This is a genomic window from Anabaena sp. WA102 (assembly GCF_001277295.1).
Classification (GTDB): Bacteria; Cyanobacteriota; Cyanobacteriia; order Cyanobacteriales; family Nostocaceae; genus Dolichospermum; species Dolichospermum heterosporum.
The window spans coordinates 2,494,224-2,516,495 of the sequence record NZ_CP011456.1; the positions used below are offsets into that span (position 1 = coordinate 2,494,224).

General features: G+C 38.3%; 13 protein-coding genes and 1 pseudogene. 5 read left to right on the top strand and 9 right to left on the bottom strand.

The window, feature by feature from the left end; translation table 11 throughout:
- Positions 1 to 209: 209 nt before the first annotated feature.
- Positions 210 to 1,208: an Rpn family recombination-promoting nuclease/putative transposase gene (locus AA650_RS10810; RefSeq protein WP_053539028.1), complete on the bottom strand. Its 999-nt coding sequence runs from the start codon at positions 1,206 to 1,208 to the stop codon at positions 210 to 212.
- 135 nt (positions 1,209 to 1,343) lie between these two features.
- On the opposite strand from AA650_RS10810, the gene AA650_RS10815 reads away from it, so the two are divergent.
- Complete coding sequence (locus AA650_RS10815; RefSeq protein WP_053539029.1) at positions 1,344 to 4,550, top strand: glycoside hydrolase family 15 protein; 3,207 nt, start codon at positions 1,344 to 1,346, stop codon at positions 4,548 to 4,550.
- A 96-nt stretch (positions 4,551 to 4,646) separates the two neighbouring features.
- Here AA650_RS10815 and AA650_RS10820 read toward each other — a convergent pair whose 3' ends face one another.
- Both AA650_RS10820 and AA650_RS10825 read right to left on the bottom strand, forming a co-directional pair.
- Entirely contained in the window at positions 4,647 to 5,333 is a 687-nt protein-coding gene (locus AA650_RS10820; protein WP_027400825.1) for a hypothetical protein, read from the bottom strand.
- A gap of 787 nt (positions 5,334 to 6,120) precedes the next feature.
- Positions 6,121 to 8,382 carry an amylo-alpha-1,6-glucosidase gene (locus AA650_RS10825; protein WP_053539030.1) on the bottom strand — a complete coding sequence of 754 codons (2,262 nt, stop codon included), beginning with the start codon at positions 8,380 to 8,382 and terminating at the stop codon, positions 6,121 to 6,123.
- 352 nt (positions 8,383 to 8,734) lie between these two features.
- Between AA650_RS10825 and AA650_RS10830 the strand changes: the two genes are divergently transcribed.
- From AA650_RS10830 to AA650_RS29445, 4 genes are all read left to right on the top strand, one after another.
- Positions 8,735 to 9,502, top strand: coding sequence for an ATP-binding cassette domain-containing protein (locus AA650_RS10830; RefSeq protein WP_053539031.1), 768 nt, complete (start codon positions 8,735 to 8,737; stop codon positions 9,500 to 9,502).
- Between the two features lie 195 nt (positions 9,503 to 9,697).
- Entirely contained in the window at positions 9,698 to 11,224 is a 1,527-nt protein-coding gene (locus tag AA650_RS10835) for a glycine betaine ABC transporter substrate-binding protein (RefSeq protein WP_053539032.1), read from the top strand.
- A gap of 382 nt (positions 11,225 to 11,606) precedes the next feature.
- Positions 11,607 to 14,699 (top strand): alkaline phosphatase, encoded by a 3,093-nt coding sequence (locus tag AA650_RS10840; RefSeq protein ID WP_442853955.1) that lies wholly within the window; start codon positions 11,607 to 11,609, stop codon positions 14,697 to 14,699.
- A gap of 200 nt (positions 14,700 to 14,899) precedes the next feature.
- Positions 14,900 to 15,073, top strand: a complete 174-nt coding sequence (locus AA650_RS29445) for a hypothetical protein (protein WP_442853956.1) — start codon at positions 14,900 to 14,902, stop codon at positions 15,071 to 15,073.
- A 265-nt stretch (positions 15,074 to 15,338) separates the two neighbouring features.
- Here the strand turns inward: AA650_RS29445 and AA650_RS10845 are convergent, their stop codons facing one another.
- The 6 genes and pseudogenes from AA650_RS10845 to AA650_RS10865 all read right to left on the bottom strand — a co-directional run bounded on the left by AA650_RS10845 (position 15,339) and on the right by AA650_RS10865 (position 22,143).
- On the bottom strand, positions 15,339 to 16,694 hold the full coding sequence (locus AA650_RS10845) for a hypothetical protein (RefSeq protein WP_053539033.1): 1,356 nt from the start codon (positions 16,692 to 16,694) through the stop codon (positions 15,339 to 15,341).
- A 3-nt stretch (positions 16,695 to 16,697) separates the two neighbouring features.
- Complete coding sequence (locus AA650_RS10850) at positions 16,698 to 17,195, bottom strand: DUF427 domain-containing protein (RefSeq protein WP_053539034.1); 498 nt, start codon at positions 17,193 to 17,195, stop codon at positions 16,698 to 16,700.
- A gap of 148 nt (positions 17,196 to 17,343) precedes the next feature.
- On the bottom strand, positions 17,344 to 18,882 hold the full coding sequence (locus AA650_RS10855; protein WP_053539035.1) for a radical SAM protein: 1,539 nt from the start codon (positions 18,880 to 18,882) through the stop codon (positions 17,344 to 17,346).
- A gap of 173 nt (positions 18,883 to 19,055) precedes the next feature.
- Positions 19,056 to 20,033 carry an L-histidine N(alpha)-methyltransferase gene (gene egtD, locus AA650_RS10860; protein WP_053539036.1) on the bottom strand — a complete coding sequence of 326 codons (978 nt, stop codon included), beginning with the start codon at positions 20,031 to 20,033 and terminating at the stop codon, positions 19,056 to 19,058.
- A 45-nt stretch (positions 20,034 to 20,078) separates the two neighbouring features.
- Positions 20,079 to 20,207, bottom strand: a pseudogene (locus AA650_RS29450) (5-histidylcysteine sulfoxide synthase); the annotation flags it as partial.
- A 355-nt stretch (positions 20,208 to 20,562) separates the two neighbouring features.
- Positions 20,563 to 22,143 (bottom strand): mechanosensitive ion channel family protein, encoded by a 1,581-nt coding sequence (locus tag AA650_RS10865; RefSeq protein ID WP_053539037.1) that lies wholly within the window; start codon positions 22,141 to 22,143, stop codon positions 20,563 to 20,565.
- Positions 22,144 to 22,272 lie beyond the last annotated feature (129 nt).

The following is a 22,272-nucleotide window of genomic DNA, read 5'->3' on the forward strand; positions in this document are numbered from 1 at the left end:
TCACTCTTGCATGAGTGCCTCTTGCCTCTTGCCTTGCTATAACGACAATTTTCAACGCCAACCTACTTAATCTCTGGCTTTTAAGTAGGTGAACACAATAAAACCAATCTGTGTAAAGAAAAGTAAAATCGCCCAAACCCTCTTCACTCTTGCCTCTTGCATGAGTGCCCCTTGCCTTGCCATAACGACGATTTTCAATGCTAACCTACTTACTTCTGGGAAACTTCTAAATTTTGCAACCAAACAACTAAATTATCAAAACTTGCAAAATCTAAAAACACTTCAGTTAAAGCTTCCAATTGTTCCAGAGATAACTTCTCAATCTGCATTTTTAGCTGACTAGGAACTTCCCCAAATCTTTTCGATAACAACCGCAAAATCAGTTTTACTTCTCCCTCCTGTTTACCTTGCTGCATACCTTGCTGCATACCTTGCTGCATACCTTGCTGCATACCTTGTTGCATACCTTGCTGCATACCTTGCTGCATACCTTGCTGCATACCTTGCTGCATACCTTGTTGCATACCTTGTTGCATACCTAATTCGGTCGCTTCTTCTCTGAGTTCTTCATACAAGCGAGTTTGCTGAAAACTTATGCCTAACATTGCTTCTATCTCCACACGACTTAAACGAGTAAACCGATAAGAAATAATCGTGGTAATTATTTCCATTATGCCACGTCTAGCTGTTGGTTCTTGTAACTCCTGCTGACAACGATTGATTAAATATCGTGCTGCTGCTGGGGCTTTGTTTTGTTTTAGAGTTGTCAATACCAACAAACTGACATCAAGGGGTAATTGCTCAAATTCTCCCAACTCATCCAAATATACTCGATGGACTTGTTCCGAACTCAAAAGTGCGCGATAGGGGTGAATGTCCCCTTGTTCCATACTCCGAGTTGGATAAATTAATACCGCTTGCCAATCTTGAAAACGCTCCCTATTTCTGTAAAAATAGAGAAATAACTCCCCAAATAACCGCTCATACAGTCGTTCATCTTTTTGAAATTGCACTTCACAGAAATAAACAATCCCAGGAGTTTCGGTTTCCGGTGGTAAAAACACCCCGTCAATTTCAAACTTTGGTTCTTTCACCGCTACCGAATCAAAGCGATAATTAGCCGCATTTGCGGGGGGATTTGGCAATAACTCAAACAGTATGGTTGGATATGTTTGAAATAAATAATAGAAAATAGAGTCACGTCGCATATTATGATTCTAGATTGATCCTACCCAAAATAAATTCTCCTCTCGATAATTGTTACATACACCAAAAGAGGGAATTATACAACTTTTTTATTTATCAACCTCACAGCAACAAAGTTAAATTTTCTCATCACCATAATGAACACATCAACCACACCATTAACACGCTTAGATTTTTACTACCAGCAAATCAAGACAATTATTTTAGCGCGTCAAAACCCGATTACTGGTTTATTACCAGCAAGTACCGCTATTACTGCTCATGGCGATTATACGGATGCGTGGGTGCGAGATAATGTGTATAGTATTTTAGCCGTTTGGGGTTTAGCTTTAGCCTATCGCAAATTAGATCATGATGATGGGCGAACCTATGAGCTAGAGCATAGTGTGGTTAAATTAATGCGAGGGTTGTTGTTTTCTATGATGCGACAATCCCATAAAGTCGAAACATTTAAACATACACAATCTTTATTAGATGGACTTCATGCCAAATACAATACAGCTACAGGTGATATAGTCGTCGGTGATGATGAATGGGGACATTTGCAACTTGACGCGACATCTATATTTTTATTAATGTTGGCACAAATGACCGCCAGTGGATTATCAATTATTTTTACATTAGATGAAGTGAACTTTGTCCAAAACCTAGTTTATTATATTGGTCGAGCTTACAGAACACCGGATTTTGGTATTTGGGAACGGGGGAATAAAATTAATCATGGTAGTGCAGAATTAAACGCTAGTTCCTTGGGAATGGCTAAAGCAGCTTTAGAATCTATAAATGGATTAAACTTATTTGGTGTTCATGGTAGTCAAGCATCAGTAATTCATGTTTTACCAGATGAAATTGCTAGAGCCAGAATTACTTTAGAATCATTATTACCTAGAGAATCAGGTTCTAAAGAAATTGATGCGGCGTTATTAAGTATTATTAGTTATCCTGCTTTTGCGGTGAAAGATGAGCAGTTACGAGAACGCACCTTGAATGAAATTATTAGTAAACTTGAGGGAAAATATGGTTGTAAAAGGTTTTTGCGAGATGGACATCAAACCGTTTTAGAAGACACCGAACGCCTCCACTATGAACCTGGTGAACTTAAACAATTTGAACATATTGAATGTGAATGGCCATTGTTTTTTACTTATTTAGTTCTTGATGGTTTATTTCGGGGTGAACAAGCACAAGTTGAGAAATATCAGCAACTTCTACAATTATTGTTGGTAGAACAAAATGGGTTACAGCTATTACCAGAAATTTATTATGTTCCTGAAGAAAGTATAGAAGCTGAGAAATTAAATCCTCAGTCTCAGTTAAGATTACCAAATGAAAATATTCCTTTAGTTTGGGCGCAAAGCTTATATTATTTGGGTGAAATGTTAAGCGAAGGCTTAATCTCATTGGGAGATATTGATCCTTTGGGAAGACATTTAAATGTCGGAAAACAGCGCAGTGCTTTAGTTCAAATTGCTTTAATAGCAGAAGATGAAGCTCTACAAACGCAATTAGAAGTATATGGAATTGAAACTCAAACTCCTACCCAAGTTGCACCAATTCAAATTAGAAAATCCGAAGAACTTTCCCAAATTTATACGCAAATTGGCAGAAATGATCAATTGGGTTTAACGGGTCGTCCTTTGCGAAGACTGAGAAGTTTAACGATATCAAGGTTCTTTCGGATTCGAGAGCAAACAGTTGTCTTTTTACCATCATTCCTAGATTCTCAACAGTTTTATTTAACTCTTGATTATCATTTTTTAGTAGATCAAATTAGAGGTGAATTGGCTTATATTCAAAAATACTGGAGTGATTTAGGTCGTCCGACTTTGACTTTAATGATTACTCGAACTATGCTAGAAACTGGTTCTGAAGCATTATTAGAATTAATGCAAGAACTCAAAGATGGTATTTGTAACGGAGTCCATGTAAAATTAGGAAAACTCAATCAATTAATGCTGACAGCAGCAATTCAAAGAATTGATTTTTTGTCAGATGCACAATTCTCTCAATCATCAGTTGCAAATCGGGGAATCCGTTGTTATTACCTGACTTCTCATTTAGAAAAAAGTTGGTCTTTGGGACATACCCAAGAATTCCAAATGGAATGTGAAACTAACTTAGATTTATTATTAAAATATTTGCGCTCATCAGAAAATATTTATGAGCAAATTGAATTACTGCAAACTTTAACTCGGTTACAGGGTTTAGAATTTGATACGGGCTATGCGGGTCCTACCCATGCTGTCACTGTAGCCGATTTACTTGATGAAGTTTATATTAAAGCCGGGGATTTAGGTTTGTGGGCGGTGGTACGACGGGCTGCGGGTTTACGCCAAATGCTCGATATTGGCTTATCAGACGCGATAACGAGTATTTTGGTTCAAGGTAAGCAAATTGCAGTTGGGAGGGCTTATAGTCAGGCTTCTTTGATAGTTGTTCCTATATCTGGAAGTGAGATTACTGAGAAAATTAATAACTTCTGTCGTGAGGATATACGAGATAGAGTTTTAACACAAGAAATTCTCATTTATCTTGGTGTGTTAATCAAGTCAGAACCAGAATTATTTCGTGGATTTCTCACATTAAGGGTTGGTTATTTGATTCTTTTAATTACTAGCGACATAGCCAGAGAATTCATCCTCACCCAAGATGAAGCTTATGAAAGATTAATGCAGCTATCACCTTTTGAAGTAAAAATGCGGTTGCGTCAAGTGTTAACTGGATATAGTGGGGTGAGTAGTTTATTACGTCAACAGGAATCATTGCACGTTAAACAAAAAGAAAGTGACATTGCTTGGGTTGTCCTACCTGTAATTAGTGAAGAAGCAGAAGTTCCTCCTGATGGTTGGCGGAGATTTCGTCAAGCAGAAGGGGCATTAAATCGCGTACCTAAAGACTTTTTTAAACAAGTTTGGCTATTAATGCAGCATTGCAAAGGTTTAGTTATTGGCGATAAATTGGAACGACGGAATCGGTTAGAAAGTGAAATTATGCTTTCGGAAATGACAGCAGGAGAAAGAAATTTCGCTTTATTAGTTGAACATTTGCTGAATAAAATTGAAGCTCCAGAATATCGCCAAGTTAATGTAGAAGCCTTGATGGAATTGGCTGCAATCGTGGCTAATAACCCTAAGTTGCAAATTGAGGAATATATAGTTTTAGATGTGTTAATCGGTCACGCAGTCCGGTTAGCGTGGTTGGAAAATCATCCCCATAGGAGCGATCGCTATGATGAAGATAAAGCCAGTGCATGGCCATCATTTTATAATAGCTCTCCCCAAGATTGTGCCAATTATATTTTGAAGGCGTTTAGGTTCTTAACGGAGTTTGTTGAAGATGTTTAAACTCAAGGCTTTTCCAGCACCTTTCATGTAAAACAGGGAACAGGGAACAGGGAACAGTAAACAGTGAACAGTGTTCACTGCTTATTGCTATCTGGATCAGTTTAGACTACATTTGGCATACACCAATAAGTTCTTGTATTCTTCAATTTTGTGCATTTTTCCCTGTTTTACAAATGATTCAATTATTGGTTGAGCATGACCCCAACCAATTGATTTTGTATAGAAGAGAATTTTGCCATTGGGATTGAGTTTACTCAGAAACATCCCTAGAAGAGATTCTTCATTATGATGCAAAAAAGGTGCTTCTTCAGGCATATAAAATTCGCCGAGATGAAACAGAGAAATTACATCGAGCATCGGTAAAGAACGGTCTGTCAAGGTGTATATATCTGTACAGAGAACTTTGTAATACTTGAACAATAGACGATCTTTAAGAGATAATCGGATATATTCTTGATGTTCGGGTGCAGAAGCGGTAATCCCAATAATTTCATTGGGTTGAGAAAATTTCTGATTTGCCAATCCTAGAATATGATGAGAACCTGTTCCAAAATGAAAGATAGTTTGATCTTGGATATTATGATTTTGTAAATATTCAACTAATTCAAGATCACATGGACAACGTTCTGGTTGTAATCCCCAAGATGATTTTTCGCGGTAGTAATCAGCGCCAACCCATTGTGGTAAAACTGGGCGAGAAAAACTTAAAAAATAGTAAAGTCTTGCTAAGTGGCGATTTGTAAAAACTATCCCCCGAACGGTTTGTCTAATACTATTAACCATGAATTAATCAACCTCAATAGTTGGGAAAAGATGTTTTTGATATGTTGGATAAAAGACGTACTCAGTTAGAGGATGTTTGAAAAGTTTTTAATGTATCAATAAACCCCTCTCCAAACCTCTCCCCGACGCGGGGAGAGGCTTTGAAACCCCCCTTCCCTACAAGGGAATGGGGGAAGGGGGGTTAGGTTTCGGAGATTGTCGGTTTCATCTAATACTTTTCAAACAACCTCTTAGGATGCTACAAATATTCATCAGCAAAACTACAATAAAGCTATATAAAGTTAGCCCAATTCAAATTTATTGAGCCAAGTAAATTGACATCCCGGATTATTTTTGTAATTGTTGTGCTTGATGGCGACAGACAAATGATTACTGATGATTTGCTTGAAGATTGAGTTATCCTAGATGGACAAAATTCATCAAAATCCCTGAAAACCTGCTCTATGTGATCACCCTAAAAAATACTGGGTGGTGAGTTTCTAGAACTTAGGCAAGTCTAACATAGGAAAAATAAAGCTAACATCAAGTACAGATGAAAGTTTAATTAACTTTTGCTATCTGTGGGCATTTTTGATAAACCCCTACAGAATATAGCCATCCTATTTGATTGGTGTCAGAGTCAGATCCCCGACTTCTCAGAGAAGTCGGGGATCTTATTGTAAGCTCAAATCCCTACCACACCTCGTTCCTAGTCTCTGACTAGGAATGCAGTTGATATCATTGAAGGCAGAGCCTTCTGGAATTCATTCCCAGTCAGAGACTGGGAATCAGATAAACATCCTCTAATTTAAGCTTCAATGACGACGCGCAAGTTACCGCGTTTTTTAGCAACTCGACAAGCGGTAGTGCTACCAACTCGTTCAAATTCTAAATCTAAAATTGTGCCACCAATACGCAAGTTATGAAAAGATAAATTGTTAATTGATTCTGGTAAGGCGGGGTCAATGATTCGCAAACAATTATTCTGTGCGTCTGGGACTAAATTCACCATCATTTGCAATAGTTGAAAAATGCTACCTGTAGCCCAGGCTTGGGGAGTACAAGCAACGGGATACTGGACGGGAGAATTATCACCGTTCATTTCATAGCCGCAAAATAGTTCTGGGGGGCGTTGATAGGGTTGCTGGGAGGTCATGTTGAATAACCCTTGAAATAGTTCCAGAGATTGATCAATTAAACCGAGCGATCGCAATCCCATTGCAATCATAGAATTATCATGAGGCCAAACTGAACCAGTATGATAACCCATTGGATTATAAGCAGGGGACAAACTACTTAAAGTTCTAATTCCCCAACCATTAAACATATCCGCCGCCCGCAGTCTTTCCGCCACACTATAGGCTTTTGCAGACGTAAATATCCCCAAATTTAAACAATGACCAGGATTAGAACTAATACTATCTACTGGTTTACCTTCTCCATCTAAAGCCAAAGCACAAAAATCTTCATCTTCTAACCAAAAATCCTGGTTAAATTTAGCCCTGAGTTGTCTAGCTTCTTTTTGCCAAAGTTCTTCTAAATCTGGACGTTGTTGGATTTTGGCAATTTCTGCAAGGCGGTTTTTCGCTGAATAGACATAAGCTTGCACCTCACACAGAGAAATTGGACCAATGGCTAATTCCCCTTTGCGGTTGACAATACAATCACCCGAATCTTTCCAACCTTGGTTAATTAAACCACCTTTAGATTTGCGAGCATAGCTGAGATAACCAGTTTCCTGGATTTGACGATCAATCCAACCCATAGCCGCTAAAGCATTTGGCCACAGTGCTTCTAGGGTTTCTTGATCATGAGTCCAACTGTAATATTCAGCATACAACATTAACCACAGCGGCGTAGCATCCACAGTCCCGTAGTAGGGTGTATGGGGAATTTCTTGACATCTCGCCATTTCTCCCAACCGCAGTTCATGTAATATCTTACCCGGTTCTTCTTCCCGCCAAATATTATCCGTTTGACCTTGATATTCTGCCAATAGTAGCAAGGTTTCTTTGGCAATTTTGGGATTCAACATCAAGGTTTGGGACGCAGTAATGATGGAATCTCGACCAAATAGAGTAGAAAACCAAGGGACACCAGCAGAAACAGTTTTATGTTTGCCAAAGGACTGAAGCAACAAATATATATCTTGTTCAGCCCGCAAAAGGACGCGATTAAAAAGACTTTTATCGGAGCTAATCCGGGTAATTTGCTGCAACCAATTTTGCTCCTCCATTAATTCAGCGGCTTTTGCCTGTGCCAAAGTAGAGGCAGAACTGATAGTAGAACTAGGTTGGCTGTCAGTGAACATCTTCAGCCGATAACCTAACTTCTTAGTTTCATGAGCCGCCAATTCTATCCGCCAAACCGCCGTATAACCGTGAAACCGATTTGGTTGCAAATGCTGAAATTGAATTAGAGACTCCATGATCGAACCATCTAAGCCCTGATATGCTAGGGTAAGGGATTCTTCTTTGTATGATTGAGAAGACACAGGTGCAACATGATCAGATGTTGGGTTGTTTAAGTGTAAAAGTCTTCCCCGTTTTTGGCGGTGATGACCTCTAACTTCAAATAAATCCACAAAATCAGCTTCAAAACTCAGACTCAATTCAAAAACAATGCTGGTAGTGTTGTAATTAGCAACTTCTATTTCTTCAAATAATGCCCCATTCAGAACCAGTTCTCGACGAATACCCACAGTATCAGCCTTAAAAAGATTGTCTAAATCAGGATTGGTGCATAAAACCGAGAGGGCAAATCCCTTATCAGCGTTGCTACTCAATAATATAGGCGATCGCCCCTCAATCTGTAACTCCAAACGACTCAAAAACCTTGTATCACGGCAAAACATCCCCATACTAGGAGTGCTACCATAAAGGTAACAATCGGAAATATTCCCCATCGTATCTGTCACCAGGAATAAATCATCATCTTTAACTGTAATGGTTGGCTGTGGTCTTTGACTGACAACACAAGGCCATTCGGAAATCTCTTTTTGGTCTGCGGGAGTAAAAGTTCTGTTGTCGAGGACAATTGTTTCTGGAGTCATCAATGTATCCGGTGTCATTAGCCAGAGTTACCTATACAGGTGTAAATTTGCTCAAATCAATACTGTTAAAAGAGAAAAGTAATTAAATCAAAGACAATGAATTTCTATAAATGTATACCTTATTAATTAGAAGTCAAGCCTGAAAACTGGCTGTTTTCCAATAGTTTATTCCTTCCTCAACATTGAGAGGTGCTAGGGGTAGAGAATACTTACTCAGGCATAAAATCTCATAAAAGTAGAAAGAGGTGAATAAGAAATACTCACCACCTTTGTTTCTTTTCATACAGAACCAATAAGATCCCCGACTTCTTAGAGAAGTCGGGGATCTGACGGGGATCTGACCACCTTAATTTTGTTTAACGAAACCATTATGTCAACAACATCAGAAATTGCCGTTGAGTTTCAAAATACCAGTTTTGCCATTAATCACCGTCCTTTGTTATCTAACTTAAATTTGAGCATTCATCAAGGGGAAGCCTTAATTTTATTAGGACGTAGTGGTAGCGGGAAAACTACAACTTTAAAATTAATTAATCATTTACTTGTCCCCACCCAAGGACAAGTTTTAGTCCAAAATCGTCCCACAACTAACTGGGATGCCATTAAACTGAGAAGACGGATAGGTTACGTCATCCAAGAAACCGGTTTATTTCCCCATTTTACCATCGCTGAAAATGTCGGACTTGTACCATCTTTAGAAAAATGGTCACCACAGAAAATTCAAAATAGAGTCTATGAAATGTTAAACTTAGTGGGATTAGAACCAGAAAAATTTGCTCAACGTTATCCCCATCAATTATCAGGAGGTCAACGTCAGCGAGTGGGAGTTGCTAGAGCTTTAGCCGCAGATCCACCTATCCTATTAATGGATGAACCTTTTGGCGCACTTGACCCAATTACCCGGTTAGAATTACAACAGCAATTTCAATATTTACAACAACAATTAGGAAAAACCGTGATATTCGTCACCCATGATATTCAAGAGGCCTTCTTTTTAGCTACAAGAATTGGTTTAATGGATGAAGGGAATTTAGTTGTATTAGGAACTAGAAGAGAATTTCTCCAATCTCAACATCCAGAAGCAAAAGCATTTTTAGCTTGTTTAAATACTAGTAATAATTGGGAACAACTTAATTAGAATGAATATTAATTTAATTTTTGTAGGTTGGGTTGAACGAAGTGAAACCCAACATTATCGGCAAGATAGCAAGGAGTATTGGGTTATGCTTCCGGCACACTACGTGAACCTTCCTTAACCCAACCTACAATAAATTTTGTTTTAAATAAAGGAAACAGTAGATCCATTAAAAGTAGATAAAGAAATCCAAAAATTATGTTTTTATTTCAATACGGCACAGAAATAATTATCCACAGTGGAGAACATTTAATATTAGTCATTATATCCCTAGCGATCGCCATTTCTATTGGTCTTCCTGTCGGCATTCTGATCACTCGTCAATCAAAATTAGCTTCCCCCATTCTTGGTTTAGCAAATGCCATTCAAACCATCCCTAGTTTAGCCATCTTCGGCTTTTTAATTTCCGTACCTTTTCTGGGAGGAATTGGCAAAATCCCCGCCATAGTTGCCTTAACTCTTTATGCCTTACTTCCCATAATTCGCAATACTTATATTGGCATTAATAGCATCAGTCCCGCCATTAAAGAAGCCGGGATAGGCATGGGAATGACAGATCAACAATTACTATTCCAAGTAGAAATTCCCCTGGCTTTACCAGTCATTTTAGCAGGGGTAAGAGTAGCCACAGTTATATCCGTAGGAATTGCCACAATTGCTGCTGCTATTGGTGGTGGTGGTTTAGGAGTATTTATTTTTCGCGGTATTTCCACAGTTAATAATGAATTAATTTTAGCCGGAGCAGTCCCCGCAGCTTTGATTGCTTTGAGTGCAGATTTCGGATTAGGATTATTAGAAAAAAGACTCACCAACCAAATTGAAAAAAAGGGTAAATTTAATCGTCAAATTGCCATTGTTTTAGGGATTTTTTCTTTAATCATAGCTGGATTAATTGCCTTTAACTATCAACAAAAACCCGCAACAATTATCATCGGCTCAAAGAATTTCACTGAACAAGTTATTTTAGGGGAATTATTAGCACAACACATAGAAAATCATACGAGATTAAAAGTAGATCGTCGTTTTAATTTAGGAGGAACATTTATTGCTCATGAAGCAGTAAAAGCCGGAAAAATTGCCGGGTACGTGGAATATACAGGAACTTCATTTACGACTATTTTAAAAGAAAAACCAATTAGTAATCCTGAGACTGTTTATAAAAAAGTCAAGGAATACTATGATCAAAAATTGAAATTAGCAGTGATGAAGCCTTTAGGATTTGAGAATACCTTTGCCATGATTATCCGCGGAGAAGATGCTAAAAAATGGCAAATTAAAAGCCTTTCGGAAATTAGTAAATATACTCCGCAAATGAAAGCAGGATTTGGCTATGAATTTTTAGAAAGAGCAGATGGTTATCCAGGATTATCTAAAACCTACAACTTAAAATTTGCCAATATCAACCAAATGGAATTAGGATTAATGTATCAAGCATTAAAAGAAAAACAAGTAGATTTTATTGCTGCAAATTCTACAGATGGTTTAATTCCAGTGTTAAACTTAGTGATTTTGGAAGATGATAAAAAATACTTTCCACCATATCAAGCTATACCTATTTTTAATCAAGAAATTCTCCAAAAATATCCAGAGTTAACAAATACCATTAATCAATTAGGAGGTAAAATTTCGACAACTGCAATCCAAAAGATGAATTATCAAGTAGATAACCAATCTCAACCAGTGGAAAAAGTTGTCAGTGAGTGGTTAAAATCTCAACAATTATGATTTTTAAAACTTATAAAGTTTTATCAGCAATTTCCATAAATTTTTTGCTTTGTTTAAGAGGATGTTTTAAAAGTTTTTAATGTATAAATAAACCCCTCTCCAAACCTCTCCCCGACGCGGGGAGAGGCTTTAAAAACCCCATTCCCTGGCAGGGAAGGGGGGCTGGGGGGTTAGGTTTTTGGAAATTACTAGTTTCATCTAATACTTTTCAAACAACCTCTAATCCCATATTCTGCAATTCATTATGTAGCATAATAAATTACATTTTTTTTAGCAATCCCTAAATAAATTTAAGTTAACCTGTTGCAGTAACTTTTCTTAACACAAGCATGATTATTTGAATATTACTTGCAAAAACTGAACTAACCAATTGAGAGGTTTTATGACAACAGGTAATCATGTCATTTTCATGCACCCAGATGGAACTAGTCCATCTCACTATGCTGTTGCAAGATTTATAGATAAGGGTCCTGATGGACGTTTAAATTGGGACAAGATGTCCAATGCTGGTGTGTACCTCGGTCACATGGAAGACCAGTTGGGTGGAACATCTAATGCTGGTGCTGTGACTCACGCTACAGGCGTTAAAGTTTATGCGGAGTCTTTTGGTTATGAACTAGGGAATTTACCCATCACATCCCTTTCTGGAACTACCAAAACCATTGTTGAAGAAGCTAGAGATGCAGGTAAAGTTACCGCCCTAGTTCAATCTGGAGCGATCTATGAACCTGGTACAGCCGCCTTTGTTGCTAAGACACAGGAAACTACTAACGGTAATGGAAGTATCACCGTACCTCGCGCCCAAACTGCGGAAATTGCCAAACAGGTAATTAACTCAGGCGTTGACTTTATCATGGGTGGTGGTGAACTGAACCTTTTGCCCGTTGGTACAAATGGTTTTCACGGAACTGCTGCTCAAATGGATAGTATTAGCACCAGTCCTGTGCAACGCCCCACGGAAAACCTGATTGAACTGGCAAAGAGCAAAGGTTATACAGTTGTTTATACAGCAGACGAACTCAAAGCTTTACTTAATTTACCTACAGCCCCAACCAAAGTATTAGGTGTATTTGCACTTGTTCACACTTTTAACGATCGCCCTGAAGAAGTTTTAGCAGCGAACAATTTACCACTATATCTGGCTACAGCACCCACCATTGCCGAGATGTTGGATGTAACCCAGAAGTTGATGGAAAAACACCCCAACTTCAAGAATGGTTCTATTGCCATTGTGGAAGAGGAAGGTACAGACAACTTCGGGAATAACAACAACGCGGCCGGAACTTTAGAAGGATTGCGCCGCACAGATGCAGCCATTGGTGTAGCAATGGAATTTATCAAAAAGCATCCTAACACCTTGATGGTTACTGCTGCTGATAGTGATGCTGGTGGTTTGCAAGTAGTAGATCCCCGCACTGGTGCAACCGTAGGTACTGTTAATAATAACCCCACTACATCAAACCGTAACGTACCCTTAGATGGTCAAACTGGTGCTAACACTGCGCCTTTTGTAGCTGCACCAGATGCTAGTGGTGATGTGTTCAAGTTTGGTATTGGTTGGGCTGGTACACCTGATTTTTCCGGTTCTATTGTTTCTAAAGCTCATGGTTTAAATGCAGATAAATTACCTGCAACCTTGGATAATACCAAGATCTATGAGTTGATGTATGAGACCCTATTCAATAAGGAATTGGTATCTCGGAATCCTGACCCCACACCAGCCCCCAAAGCTACCAAGTCAACTGGGAATGTGATTTTTATCCATCCAGATGGTACAAGTCCTTCTCACTACATGGCAACCCGCAATGTTGATCTTGGTCCTGATGGTAGGCTCAACTGGGACAAGATGTCCAATGCAGGTGTCTATCTAGGACACATGGCAAACCAGTTAACTGGTACTTCCAATGCCGGGGCTGTCACCCATGCTAACGGTGTGAAGGTATTCAACGAGTCCTTTGGCTTGAATGAAGACCAATCTATTATTACTCCTGCTTCTGGTAAAGTTGGCTACACAATTTTAGAAGAAGCGATCGCTGCTCGTAAAGCAACCGCCCTTATTCAATCAGGTCATATTGGTGAACCGGGAACAGCCGCTTTTGCTGCTGCCACCACTAACCGCGTTGGCAACACCATCCGCGCCCGTGATAAAACCGCCGAAATTGCCGAACAGGTAATTCGTTCTGGCACTCAAATCATCATGGCCGGCGGTGAAGTTTACCTCCTACCTAAAGGTACTACTGGTTTCCACGTTACCGCCCAAATTGATGCTGCTTTCGCTGATGCCGAAGATCGTCCCACCACTAACCTGATTGATTTAGCAAAATCCTTGGGCTATACTGTGGTCTACACAGAACAGCAAATGAACACTGCCGTAGCAAGTGCTACTGCTTCCACGAAGTTACTCGGAGTTTTTGCTGCAAACCACACCTTTGACGATCGCAGGGAAGAACAATTAGGATTAAACACTGCTAATCCCTTACCTCTCTACCTAAACACTGCACCTACAGTAGCAGAGATGCTAGATGCGTCTTTAAAAATCCTCAACAAAGACCCTGATGGTTTCTTTGTGGTAGTGGAAGAGGAAGGTACAGACAACTTTGCTAATAACAACAATGCAGTTGGCACTATAGAAGCTGTACGCCGGGCTGATGCAGCGATCGGTGTAGCCATGAACTACATCAACACCCAAGATCCTAATACTTTGGTGATCACGGCCGCAGATAGCGATGCTGGCGGATTGCAAGTTTTCCAATTCGAGCCTTACACCCGCCCCTCTGGTAACTCTACCTCTAGCCCTACACTAGCGGATACTGAGCCTAGTGCGCCATTTATTCGTGTCAACCCCACCACTACTAATACAAATCAGGCAGTTTTGGATGGTGTCAATGGCAGCACAGGTACACCTGAAGCGCCTTGGAAACCCTTCGCAGCTAAAAGCAGCATTGATGGACCAATGGGTAACTTCGGTGTAGCTTGGGTCGGTACTCCCGATTTCCCTGGTAGCATTGTTGCTAAAGCCCATGGGATGAACGCAGATAAACTACCCAGCACCTTGGACAACACCGAGATTTACAATGTCATGTACCAAACTATGTTTGGTGTGACACCCGAATTTGCGGCATCTCAACAAGCAACTCAGGTAGTATCAGGAACAACTGGTGCTGATATATTAATTGCTGGTGCAGCTAATACTACCTTTGATGGGATTAATGATACTGTGTTCACTGGCGCTGGTAATGATGAAATTGAAGCACAAACAGTATCTTCTCCCATTGCAGGACGTAACCGCATAGACTCTGGTAGCGGTAATGACACAATTTTCGCTGGCAATAATGATGTTGTGTTTGGTAGCTCTGGCAATGATCACCTTTATGCGAGTGATGTAAGCGGCTATCGCCTCTCAGGTGGTGTGGGTGATGATACTTTCTACCTTGGTTCTAATGGTCGCGCCCTCGGCGGTGATGGTAAGGAATGAGGATTAAATAAAGTGCAAATCTTGTTAGATGTAATCTAACTAATGTTAGACGGTCGTTATCAAGAATTGTAAGTTAATAAATCCACGTTCCTAAAGATAAATTCTACGTTAGTCTTGGTGGTGGTAACTTAATTTCCGGTGGTGCTGGCGCTGACGAATTCTGGATTGTCAATGCTGAACTACCCAAAGCTGCTAATACTGTGCTTGACTTCCAAAAAGGCACTGATGTCATCGGTGTTCTTGGTATTTCCTCTAGCAGTTTGACTCTCAATGTTCTCAATGGGAATACGGAAATCGGGTTACTTGGTCAAACTGTTGCTATTGTTAATGGCGTTACCGGTTTGGATATCAATACCAACTTTGTTTTTCAATAACCGACAAGTATTGGAATTGAATTGATCATTAACCAGGGAAGAAGATCAGAATTTCTATATTTTCTTCTCTCTGGTTCTTTTTTCACTTAGAGACTATAGTGCGATCGCTTGCTAATACTACCTCCAAATCTTGTCAACTATTTTAACAACTGAAATTTTCTTTATTTACCACCACATAGTTCCTGGTTCACTATTTGAGATTATTTGACTGGTTTTATCAATTTCATGATAGGGGTTAATCTCTGATTTCAGAAGTAGTTAGTTTTTACAACTGGTCTTTAATTTTCTCAAATATCCAATCAGGTATAGCGTGTTCTGTTGCGTAAACATAATTATATTTCTCTTCAATTTTCTGCCAATTAATTGTAGTATCTGATAAAATTTCCTCAGTAAACATATCCAAAGCTTTACCAGATAAATCCCTTTCTAAACATCTTTTCATCAATAACCTACTTTCCTCAATTTCTCCAATACATTCAAAAGGTGTATGTTCCGATAAACCTACCATTTCTCGGAAAGTAGGAAGTAAATCTACATCATCGAATAAATTTTTTTTAAAGACTTCATCAACAATACTTTGCTGAGAAAATGCCATTAAACCTAACCAAACATAAGCACATTTAGGACATTTCCTACACCAAGGTTTTTGTACATTACAGGAATGAATATTAGGTATAAATTCAGGGTATTTGCTAAAGTTATAAAAGATGCGAAAATCGTAAATAGGTTGGAGAATACTGAAGTATTTAAAATTAGTGAACAGATGTTCCTGAATAAATTGATCTAAAATCTGTTCTGCTGCTAAACCTTTACCCCATTGATGATTTACTTCTTTTCCTATTTCATCCCAGAATAAATTACCAGTATTTGCACTTTTTTCATGTGCTAGACAGAGATAATTATATCCTTGATCTAACATTAAAATCAAAGATTCAAAAATAGAAACTGGTGTTTCGGGAGCAGTAATACCGGAATTTTCAGGAAAATATAATTTCAAAAACGGAAATTCAGTAAAATCATCATAAATAGATATTTGATGTTTGTGAACTGGTTTGACACTTTTTAACACTTGGGAAATTAAATCATGCTGAAAATTAGCTTTTCCATAAATACTATGGGAATATTGCATAGAAGCAAAAGGAATACCTCCTACTTCTAACATTTTCAGGGCTAAAATGCTATCTTTTCCCCCACCACAACCAGCGAGAATTGTGTGATTATCTCCTAAAATATAAGTAGGTTGACTTACTCCTAGATTTTGAGAATAAATAATTTCTGGTTGTTGATAATTGGTAATATTATTTTCATACCAATGTTGTCCAAATACTCCTTGATATATTGTCAGGAACAAATCTAAAATGGGAAGTTCTAAATATTCAGCAATGACAGAAATATCATAATATTCAGGAAACAAAGAACATAATTTCATGCCTTCAAATAAGGCAATATGAGAAACTATTCGTTGTATGATTGGTTGAGAATATTTTTCCATCAACCTAGAAAAAGAAACATCATGATAGAAAATCTTAGTTGAGAATTGAAATTTATCGGCAAGATAGATAATTTCTATATGATGTTCATGAATTCTCAAACTATCAATTTTGATGACCGAAATTTTCATGATTTACCATCCCCATGTACCGGGTTCACCTTTAAATGGTCCAACAATATCCGCTGTAATCCAGCCGCCATAAAAATCACCAGATTGGGGTTTTACTAGCTCATCATTTACGTAACAAGCATCCATTAAAGCCGCAATAAAACCATAATATTCTTGCATGGGCATAAAATTTGGAGTTGGTGCAAAATATTGCCAAGCAGCATATTTGATGAGTTGATCACCAATCTTGATATGATAATATTGATATGCGCCTTTCCATTCACATATATTTTTTTTTCGTGTAGCGATTAAATGTTCTAGTTTAATGTCTTCTGGAGGGAAGTAATAGGTGGGAGGATGACTAGTTTCTAAAACTCTTTTTCCTCTAGTTGTTTCGGCTAAAACAATACCTTTACAAATTACTTTCAGATGTTTGTCGGTATCTTGTAAAATAGCTGGACGGGGATACTCCCAAACTGATTCTTGTCCTGGGTTTGGTGTAATTGGATTGGGTCTAATCATGATTTTTTCCTCAATTGATTGGAGTTTTTGGTGTTGCTAATGGGATAATTTTTTTGGGCTTACGCCCGGCTTCGCTAACACGCAGAGACGCAAAGAGCAAGTGTTATTTAATGGTTTTATCTTGCAATTATACAACACCAAAATTTTTCTAATTACTTGATTTACCACCAGCAGACATTTTTGTGAGTCCTCCATGATAGTTGATCAATTTAGATTCGGCTTTACCAATTTTAGCTAATCGAAATTGCCATTCAGAAATATCTTCATAGCTGAGATGGTGTGTGTCACAACTTGGAGTCCAGAAACCACCAATTATAGATGGATCATCAAAACGTAGTAGTCCTGATTTACGGATGTTTTCTCCTTGGGGTGTTCCGGGTATGGGAGAGATTGCATAGGAAGCAACTTGAAATTCTAATTCTGGGTTAATTTCTCTGAGTTGTTGATGGAGTTCTAATACTGCTTCTTCTAGACGGAGTAAACTATCGTGGGTGTCATCAGGAAAGCCGATAATTAGACCATAAACGATGACGGGAAGACCTGCTTTGACAATCAGTTGCATCATTTCACAATGTTGTTGCCAGGGAAGAAGTTTGCTGTAGGACTCTCTGCCAAAAACTGGACGTTCTGCGGGAATATATCCTAGAAAACCGCCTACTTTGCCATCCCATCCCCAAAGTGCTTCGATCAGTTCTTCGTCTGGTGTGAGGTCTGTGTGGTCATAGTTGCGTCCTCTTCCTAATGTGGCTTTTCTGAGTTCTAAACCATTAGGCCACAGTAGTGGCATTCCCATTTCTCTTGCACCTTTGGTGATTTCTAGAATCTCTTCTTTTCCGCCTGGAAATAGGACGCGACCGAGAAATTGGTCTGAACCCATGACTGTACATTTTGCTCCGGCTTCTTTTTGACGAGCAATCCAATTGAGGGTGGTTTGAGGTGACATCCGCCGATAGCCTGATGTGTAAGTTGGGGTTTGGCAAAAGTCACATTTGCGATCGCACCCAATGTCAGGATACACCGAACCTATGGGTACGAGATTCTCGATAAAAGGCTCTTCTGAGTATTCTTGTCCTAAACATTGTCTGGCTACTTCCACCGATGGTAAAGCCCAATCATCAGGACTCATGGCTTGGCTGCGGGTGGGATGATAAGTACCATCAGCTAAAATTACTCCTGTGAGTTTTTCTCTGGGAGTGTTACCGAGTACATAGTCAAAAATCGGCCAGTTTGCTGCACCTGATTTGTCAATTACTATTGCTGTTGCACCTGCTTCTAGATAGTAACGAGGTTCGGCGATCGCATCAGAACCACCAACTACAACAGGCTTTCCTTTACTGGCAAAATGTGCGATCGCCATACAAGTTACTTGACGCTCTTGGGTATAATTAACTGTTACTCCCCAAGCATCATAAGTTTCAGGATCTATATCATCAATTTTCTGACCTACATAAGCTTTGGTCAAGTTCATCCCTTTCCAAGTTACTTCTCCAAAGGGTTCTTGACAATCACCAGCTTTCAGATTCACAAGTTGAGCATCAAAACCACCTGCTTGTAAATCTGCGATTAAAACTTGTTTACTCAATAAGGTATTACGTCTATATAATGCTGTCCAATTATGTCCTCCTTCGTCATACAATCCCAAAGCAGGTACTTCAACTAATCCGATGCTTTGATTTTTCAGTTTCATAGAAATCCCCTATTAATCTTTGATACAAGACATTTTATCTGAGTCGTTATCGGTCGGATACAATAAAATCAAGGGTGGGGAAACCCCGCCCCTACAGGTTTTGTGATTTCCGGGTAATAAATTAGGCTTTTGAAACTTAATCTCGATTTCTGAATACCGGCACAGAAATGATATCATTTAACTTGACAAAGAATCAAACCAAACCATCCTTTTTCATCTGTCCAGGTTTTGACAGTTTTCAATCCCTTAGTTTGTAATTGTGTTTCCATGGTTCGTAAATCAAACTTCCGAGAAATTTCTGTTAATATACTTTCTCCCTCTTCAAAAAACACCTTTAGATCCAATACTTCCAAATTAACCCAATGACTTTCTTGGCAATGTAAATACATTTCAATTTGATTATCAAGCTCATTATAAATTGCCTGATGTTTAAAAAAATTGATATCAAAATTACCTTGAAACCGCCAATTTAAATGAGAAAATATATTCAAATTAAAAGCAGCAGTCACTTCTTGACTATCATTATAAGCAGCTTCTAAAATGTCTTTGGGCTTTTGTAAATCAATTCCTAGTAAAAAGAAATCCCCAGTTTGTAAAGTGCGAGAAATTTGATTTAAGAATATATCACATTGCTCTGGGTTAAAATTGCCTAAAGAACTTCCCAGAAAAAATAACATCCGTGATTGTAAATAATTGGTTTCTAAATGCACTAAAGCTTGTTCATAAGTTCCTAATAATCCATGAATAGCAATATCAGGATACTTTTCTTGCAACTGTAAAACACTAGTTTTGAGAATACCTCCACTCATATCAATAGGCAGATATCTACAATTACCAGAAATTTTCTGATAAGCAGTTAATAAAGCTTGAGTTTTAGTAGAACTCCCACTTCCTAACTCTATCAACTCACAACAATTAGTAATTTCGGCAATTTCATCAGCGTATTGTTGTAAAATCCAGGCTTCTGTCCGAGTCGGATAATATTCTGGTAACTCACAAATTTGTTCAAATAATTGAGAACCAGGATCATCATAAAAATATTTGGGAGGTAAACTTTTCGGTTTTTCAGTTAACCCCCTAATGACATCTTTACCATCAATACTTAACTCTTGATAATGATGATCTAAAACGGTTAAAGGTTGTGTAATCATTTTCTAAATCCTCTCTGTTGACTCTGCGTGAAAAAAGATATTTATTTAATCCAGGCTTTCAGCCACTCTAAAACCGAGGTGCTGATAAAAATAAGGACGAAACCAGTTGCGATAACAAGGTAAAGCCATTGTACCATTCGTTGCCCAAGAACCACCCAACATCATAAAATGTTTAGGAATGTGAATTAAATAAGGTGCAAAAGTAGGGTGTGTTAGCGACAGCGTAACGCACCATTCCAGGTTACATCAGAATTGCAGGTTATTAAATTTGCGTTCCTTATCATCAAAAAAGGGTACAGATTGGTCTGTATAAAGATGATGAGTTGGAAATCCTGGTAAGGGTTTGAATGTTTCTTCTAATCATTCCCAGACATGACTCAATAATGTATTACGTCTATATAATGCTGTCCAATTATGTCCTCCTTCGTCATACAATCCCCAAGGTTTCATAGAAATCCCCTATTAATCTTTAATACAAGAAATTTTATCTGAGTTAGATACACTATTAGCAAATAGATTTAATAGTAAATTAATCTTTGCTCCCTTCAGCAACACCAGAAATTAGAATCTGGCCGCGCAATTTATTTATATAAAGTTTACGGATAATACGCTGGATATGAATATGCTTTCCGGGCTTTACCTTTGTCAAGGTTCGCAATAACAAGTAAGATTCACCGAGACTTTCCACACCATCCACTAAAGTGGGTTCAAGCACATCTGGATCATCTGCTTTTAACTGCTGTCCTATTTCCTCAATCACTTGATATATATGAGCTAAATTGGAGTCTAATGGTACATCAACTTCCACTACTGCAAATATGTATTGTTTGGAATAATTAGTAATTGAACCAATATCCCCATTCCGAATAATATGTAATTGACCATTGGGATGTCTGATGCGGGTAGTTCTGAGTTCAATCGCTTCAACAGTACCTTCTACAGTTTTCTCTTCAACTTTCCCAGCCTCAATATAATCACCTACCAAATAGTAGTTTTCAAAAAGAATAAAGAAGCCACAAACTATATCATTAATTAATGTTTGTGCGCCTAAGCCTACAGCGATACCAACAATCCCAGCACCAGCCAAGATTGGAGTAGGATTAATATCTAGAATATAGAGAATGGAAATTGTCACACTGAAGTAGACAAAATATTGTAACAAACTACGAAACAAAGGAATGAGAGTTAAGCGTCTACTTTTTTGCGTCTCACTCAAATTATTGTTGTTGAATAGCACCTCTTCTACAAGTAAGTAAATAACTTCAAACAAAACACGACTCATGAAAATGATCCCAATGATCTTGATAATTCGTAGACCAAAGGTGGCAAGTTTGGCTATTAACTCCACCTGTTGAATTACCAATGTTGCTATACAGACATAGATCACAAATTCCAAACACCGCTTCAAAAAGGGTATTAGATATTGTAGGCGATCGTAGAACCTCAATAAGTTATCAGGACTGGAATATTTGACGCTGAGAACATCTAGAGTATCAACAATCGCGGCGACTGCTTTGAGTATGAGTAATCCCACACCAATGAGCAGATAAATCCGCAGTGCGATATATAGATATTCAGAAACTACTGTGGGTAATTTGAGAAATTGGGTACAACTAATTAGTACCCATAACCAAACCCCACCTCTGATTCTTCGATTCAGGGCGGTAAAAAAAGCATCAATACTTTCATCGTCAGCGGTATTTTGGTCTAATTTCTTAGCGCGGTTACTAGCTATCTCCAACCAATATTTGATCACTTTTAGAGTGATCACCGCTGCAATTATTACACCAATACTTTCAGCAATACCAATTCCTAACGCCAGCCAAAATCCTGAAGGAATCCGGCGAATTAGCTCTAGAGTATATGCTTGGATGTTTTCACGCCGATAAATAAGGAAGCCGTTAGCAGCTATAATAAAAACGCACAATACTAAGCAACTAAGTAATAACAAACCAGTCATGTTGCGGCGCAATATTTTGATTTTTATATCGTCACTTTTCAATATTGATAATCTAATGAATAGCTTGAATAACTTACCTAAAATCCATCTTAATAATAGAAAAACAAGGATTACAAGTCCAACTTCAGCCAGGATAATTAATATGTTCACGGTTTTAATGCCTTGTATTATTCATGGGATTTTTATTTGATTTTTCAAGAATATTTCAGATATCAAACCGGTTTTCGTAAAACTTAAATTTTTAGAAAGCATCCACTTTGAGCGGATAGACTTTTTTAG

What these genes read in the sequence shown, in the direction of transcription:
- AA650_RS10815 (WP_053539029.1), top strand. Translation starts at nt 1,344, where the DNA reads ATGAACACATCAACCACACCATTAACACGCTTAGATTTTTACTACCAG.
- AA650_RS10810 (WP_053539028.1), bottom strand. Translation starts at nt 1,208, where the DNA reads ATGCGACGTGACTCTATTTTCTATTATTTATTTCAAACATATCCAACC.
- AA650_RS10835 (WP_053539032.1), top strand. Translation starts at nt 9,698, where the DNA reads ATGTTTTTATTTCAATACGGCACAGAAATAATTATCCACAGTGGAGAA.
- AA650_RS10855 (WP_053539035.1), bottom strand. Translation starts at nt 18,882, where the DNA reads ATGAAACTGAAAAATCAAAGCATCGGATTAGTTGAAGTACCTGCTTTG.
- AA650_RS10850 (WP_053539034.1), bottom strand. Translation starts at nt 17,195, where the DNA reads ATGATTAGACCCAATCCAATTACACCAAACCCAGGACAAGAATCAGTT.
- AA650_RS10840 (WP_442853955.1), top strand. Translation starts at nt 11,607, where the DNA reads ATGACAACAGGTAATCATGTCATTTTCATGCACCCAGATGGAACTAGT.
- AA650_RS10820 (WP_027400825.1), bottom strand. Translation starts at nt 5,333, where the DNA reads ATGGTTAATAGTATTAGACAAACCGTTCGGGGGATAGTTTTTACAAAT.
- AA650_RS10825 (WP_053539030.1), bottom strand. Translation starts at nt 8,382, where the DNA reads ATGACACCGGATACATTGATGACTCCAGAAACAATTGTCCTCGACAAC.
- egtD (WP_053539036.1), bottom strand. Translation starts at nt 20,033, where the DNA reads ATGATTACACAACCTTTAACCGTTTTAGATCATCATTATCAAGAGTTA.
- AA650_RS10830 (WP_053539031.1), top strand. Translation starts at nt 8,735, where the DNA reads ATGTCAACAACATCAGAAATTGCCGTTGAGTTTCAAAATACCAGTTTT.
- AA650_RS10845 (WP_053539033.1), bottom strand. Translation starts at nt 16,694, where the DNA reads ATGAAAATTTCGGTCATCAAAATTGATAGTTTGAGAATTCATGAACAT.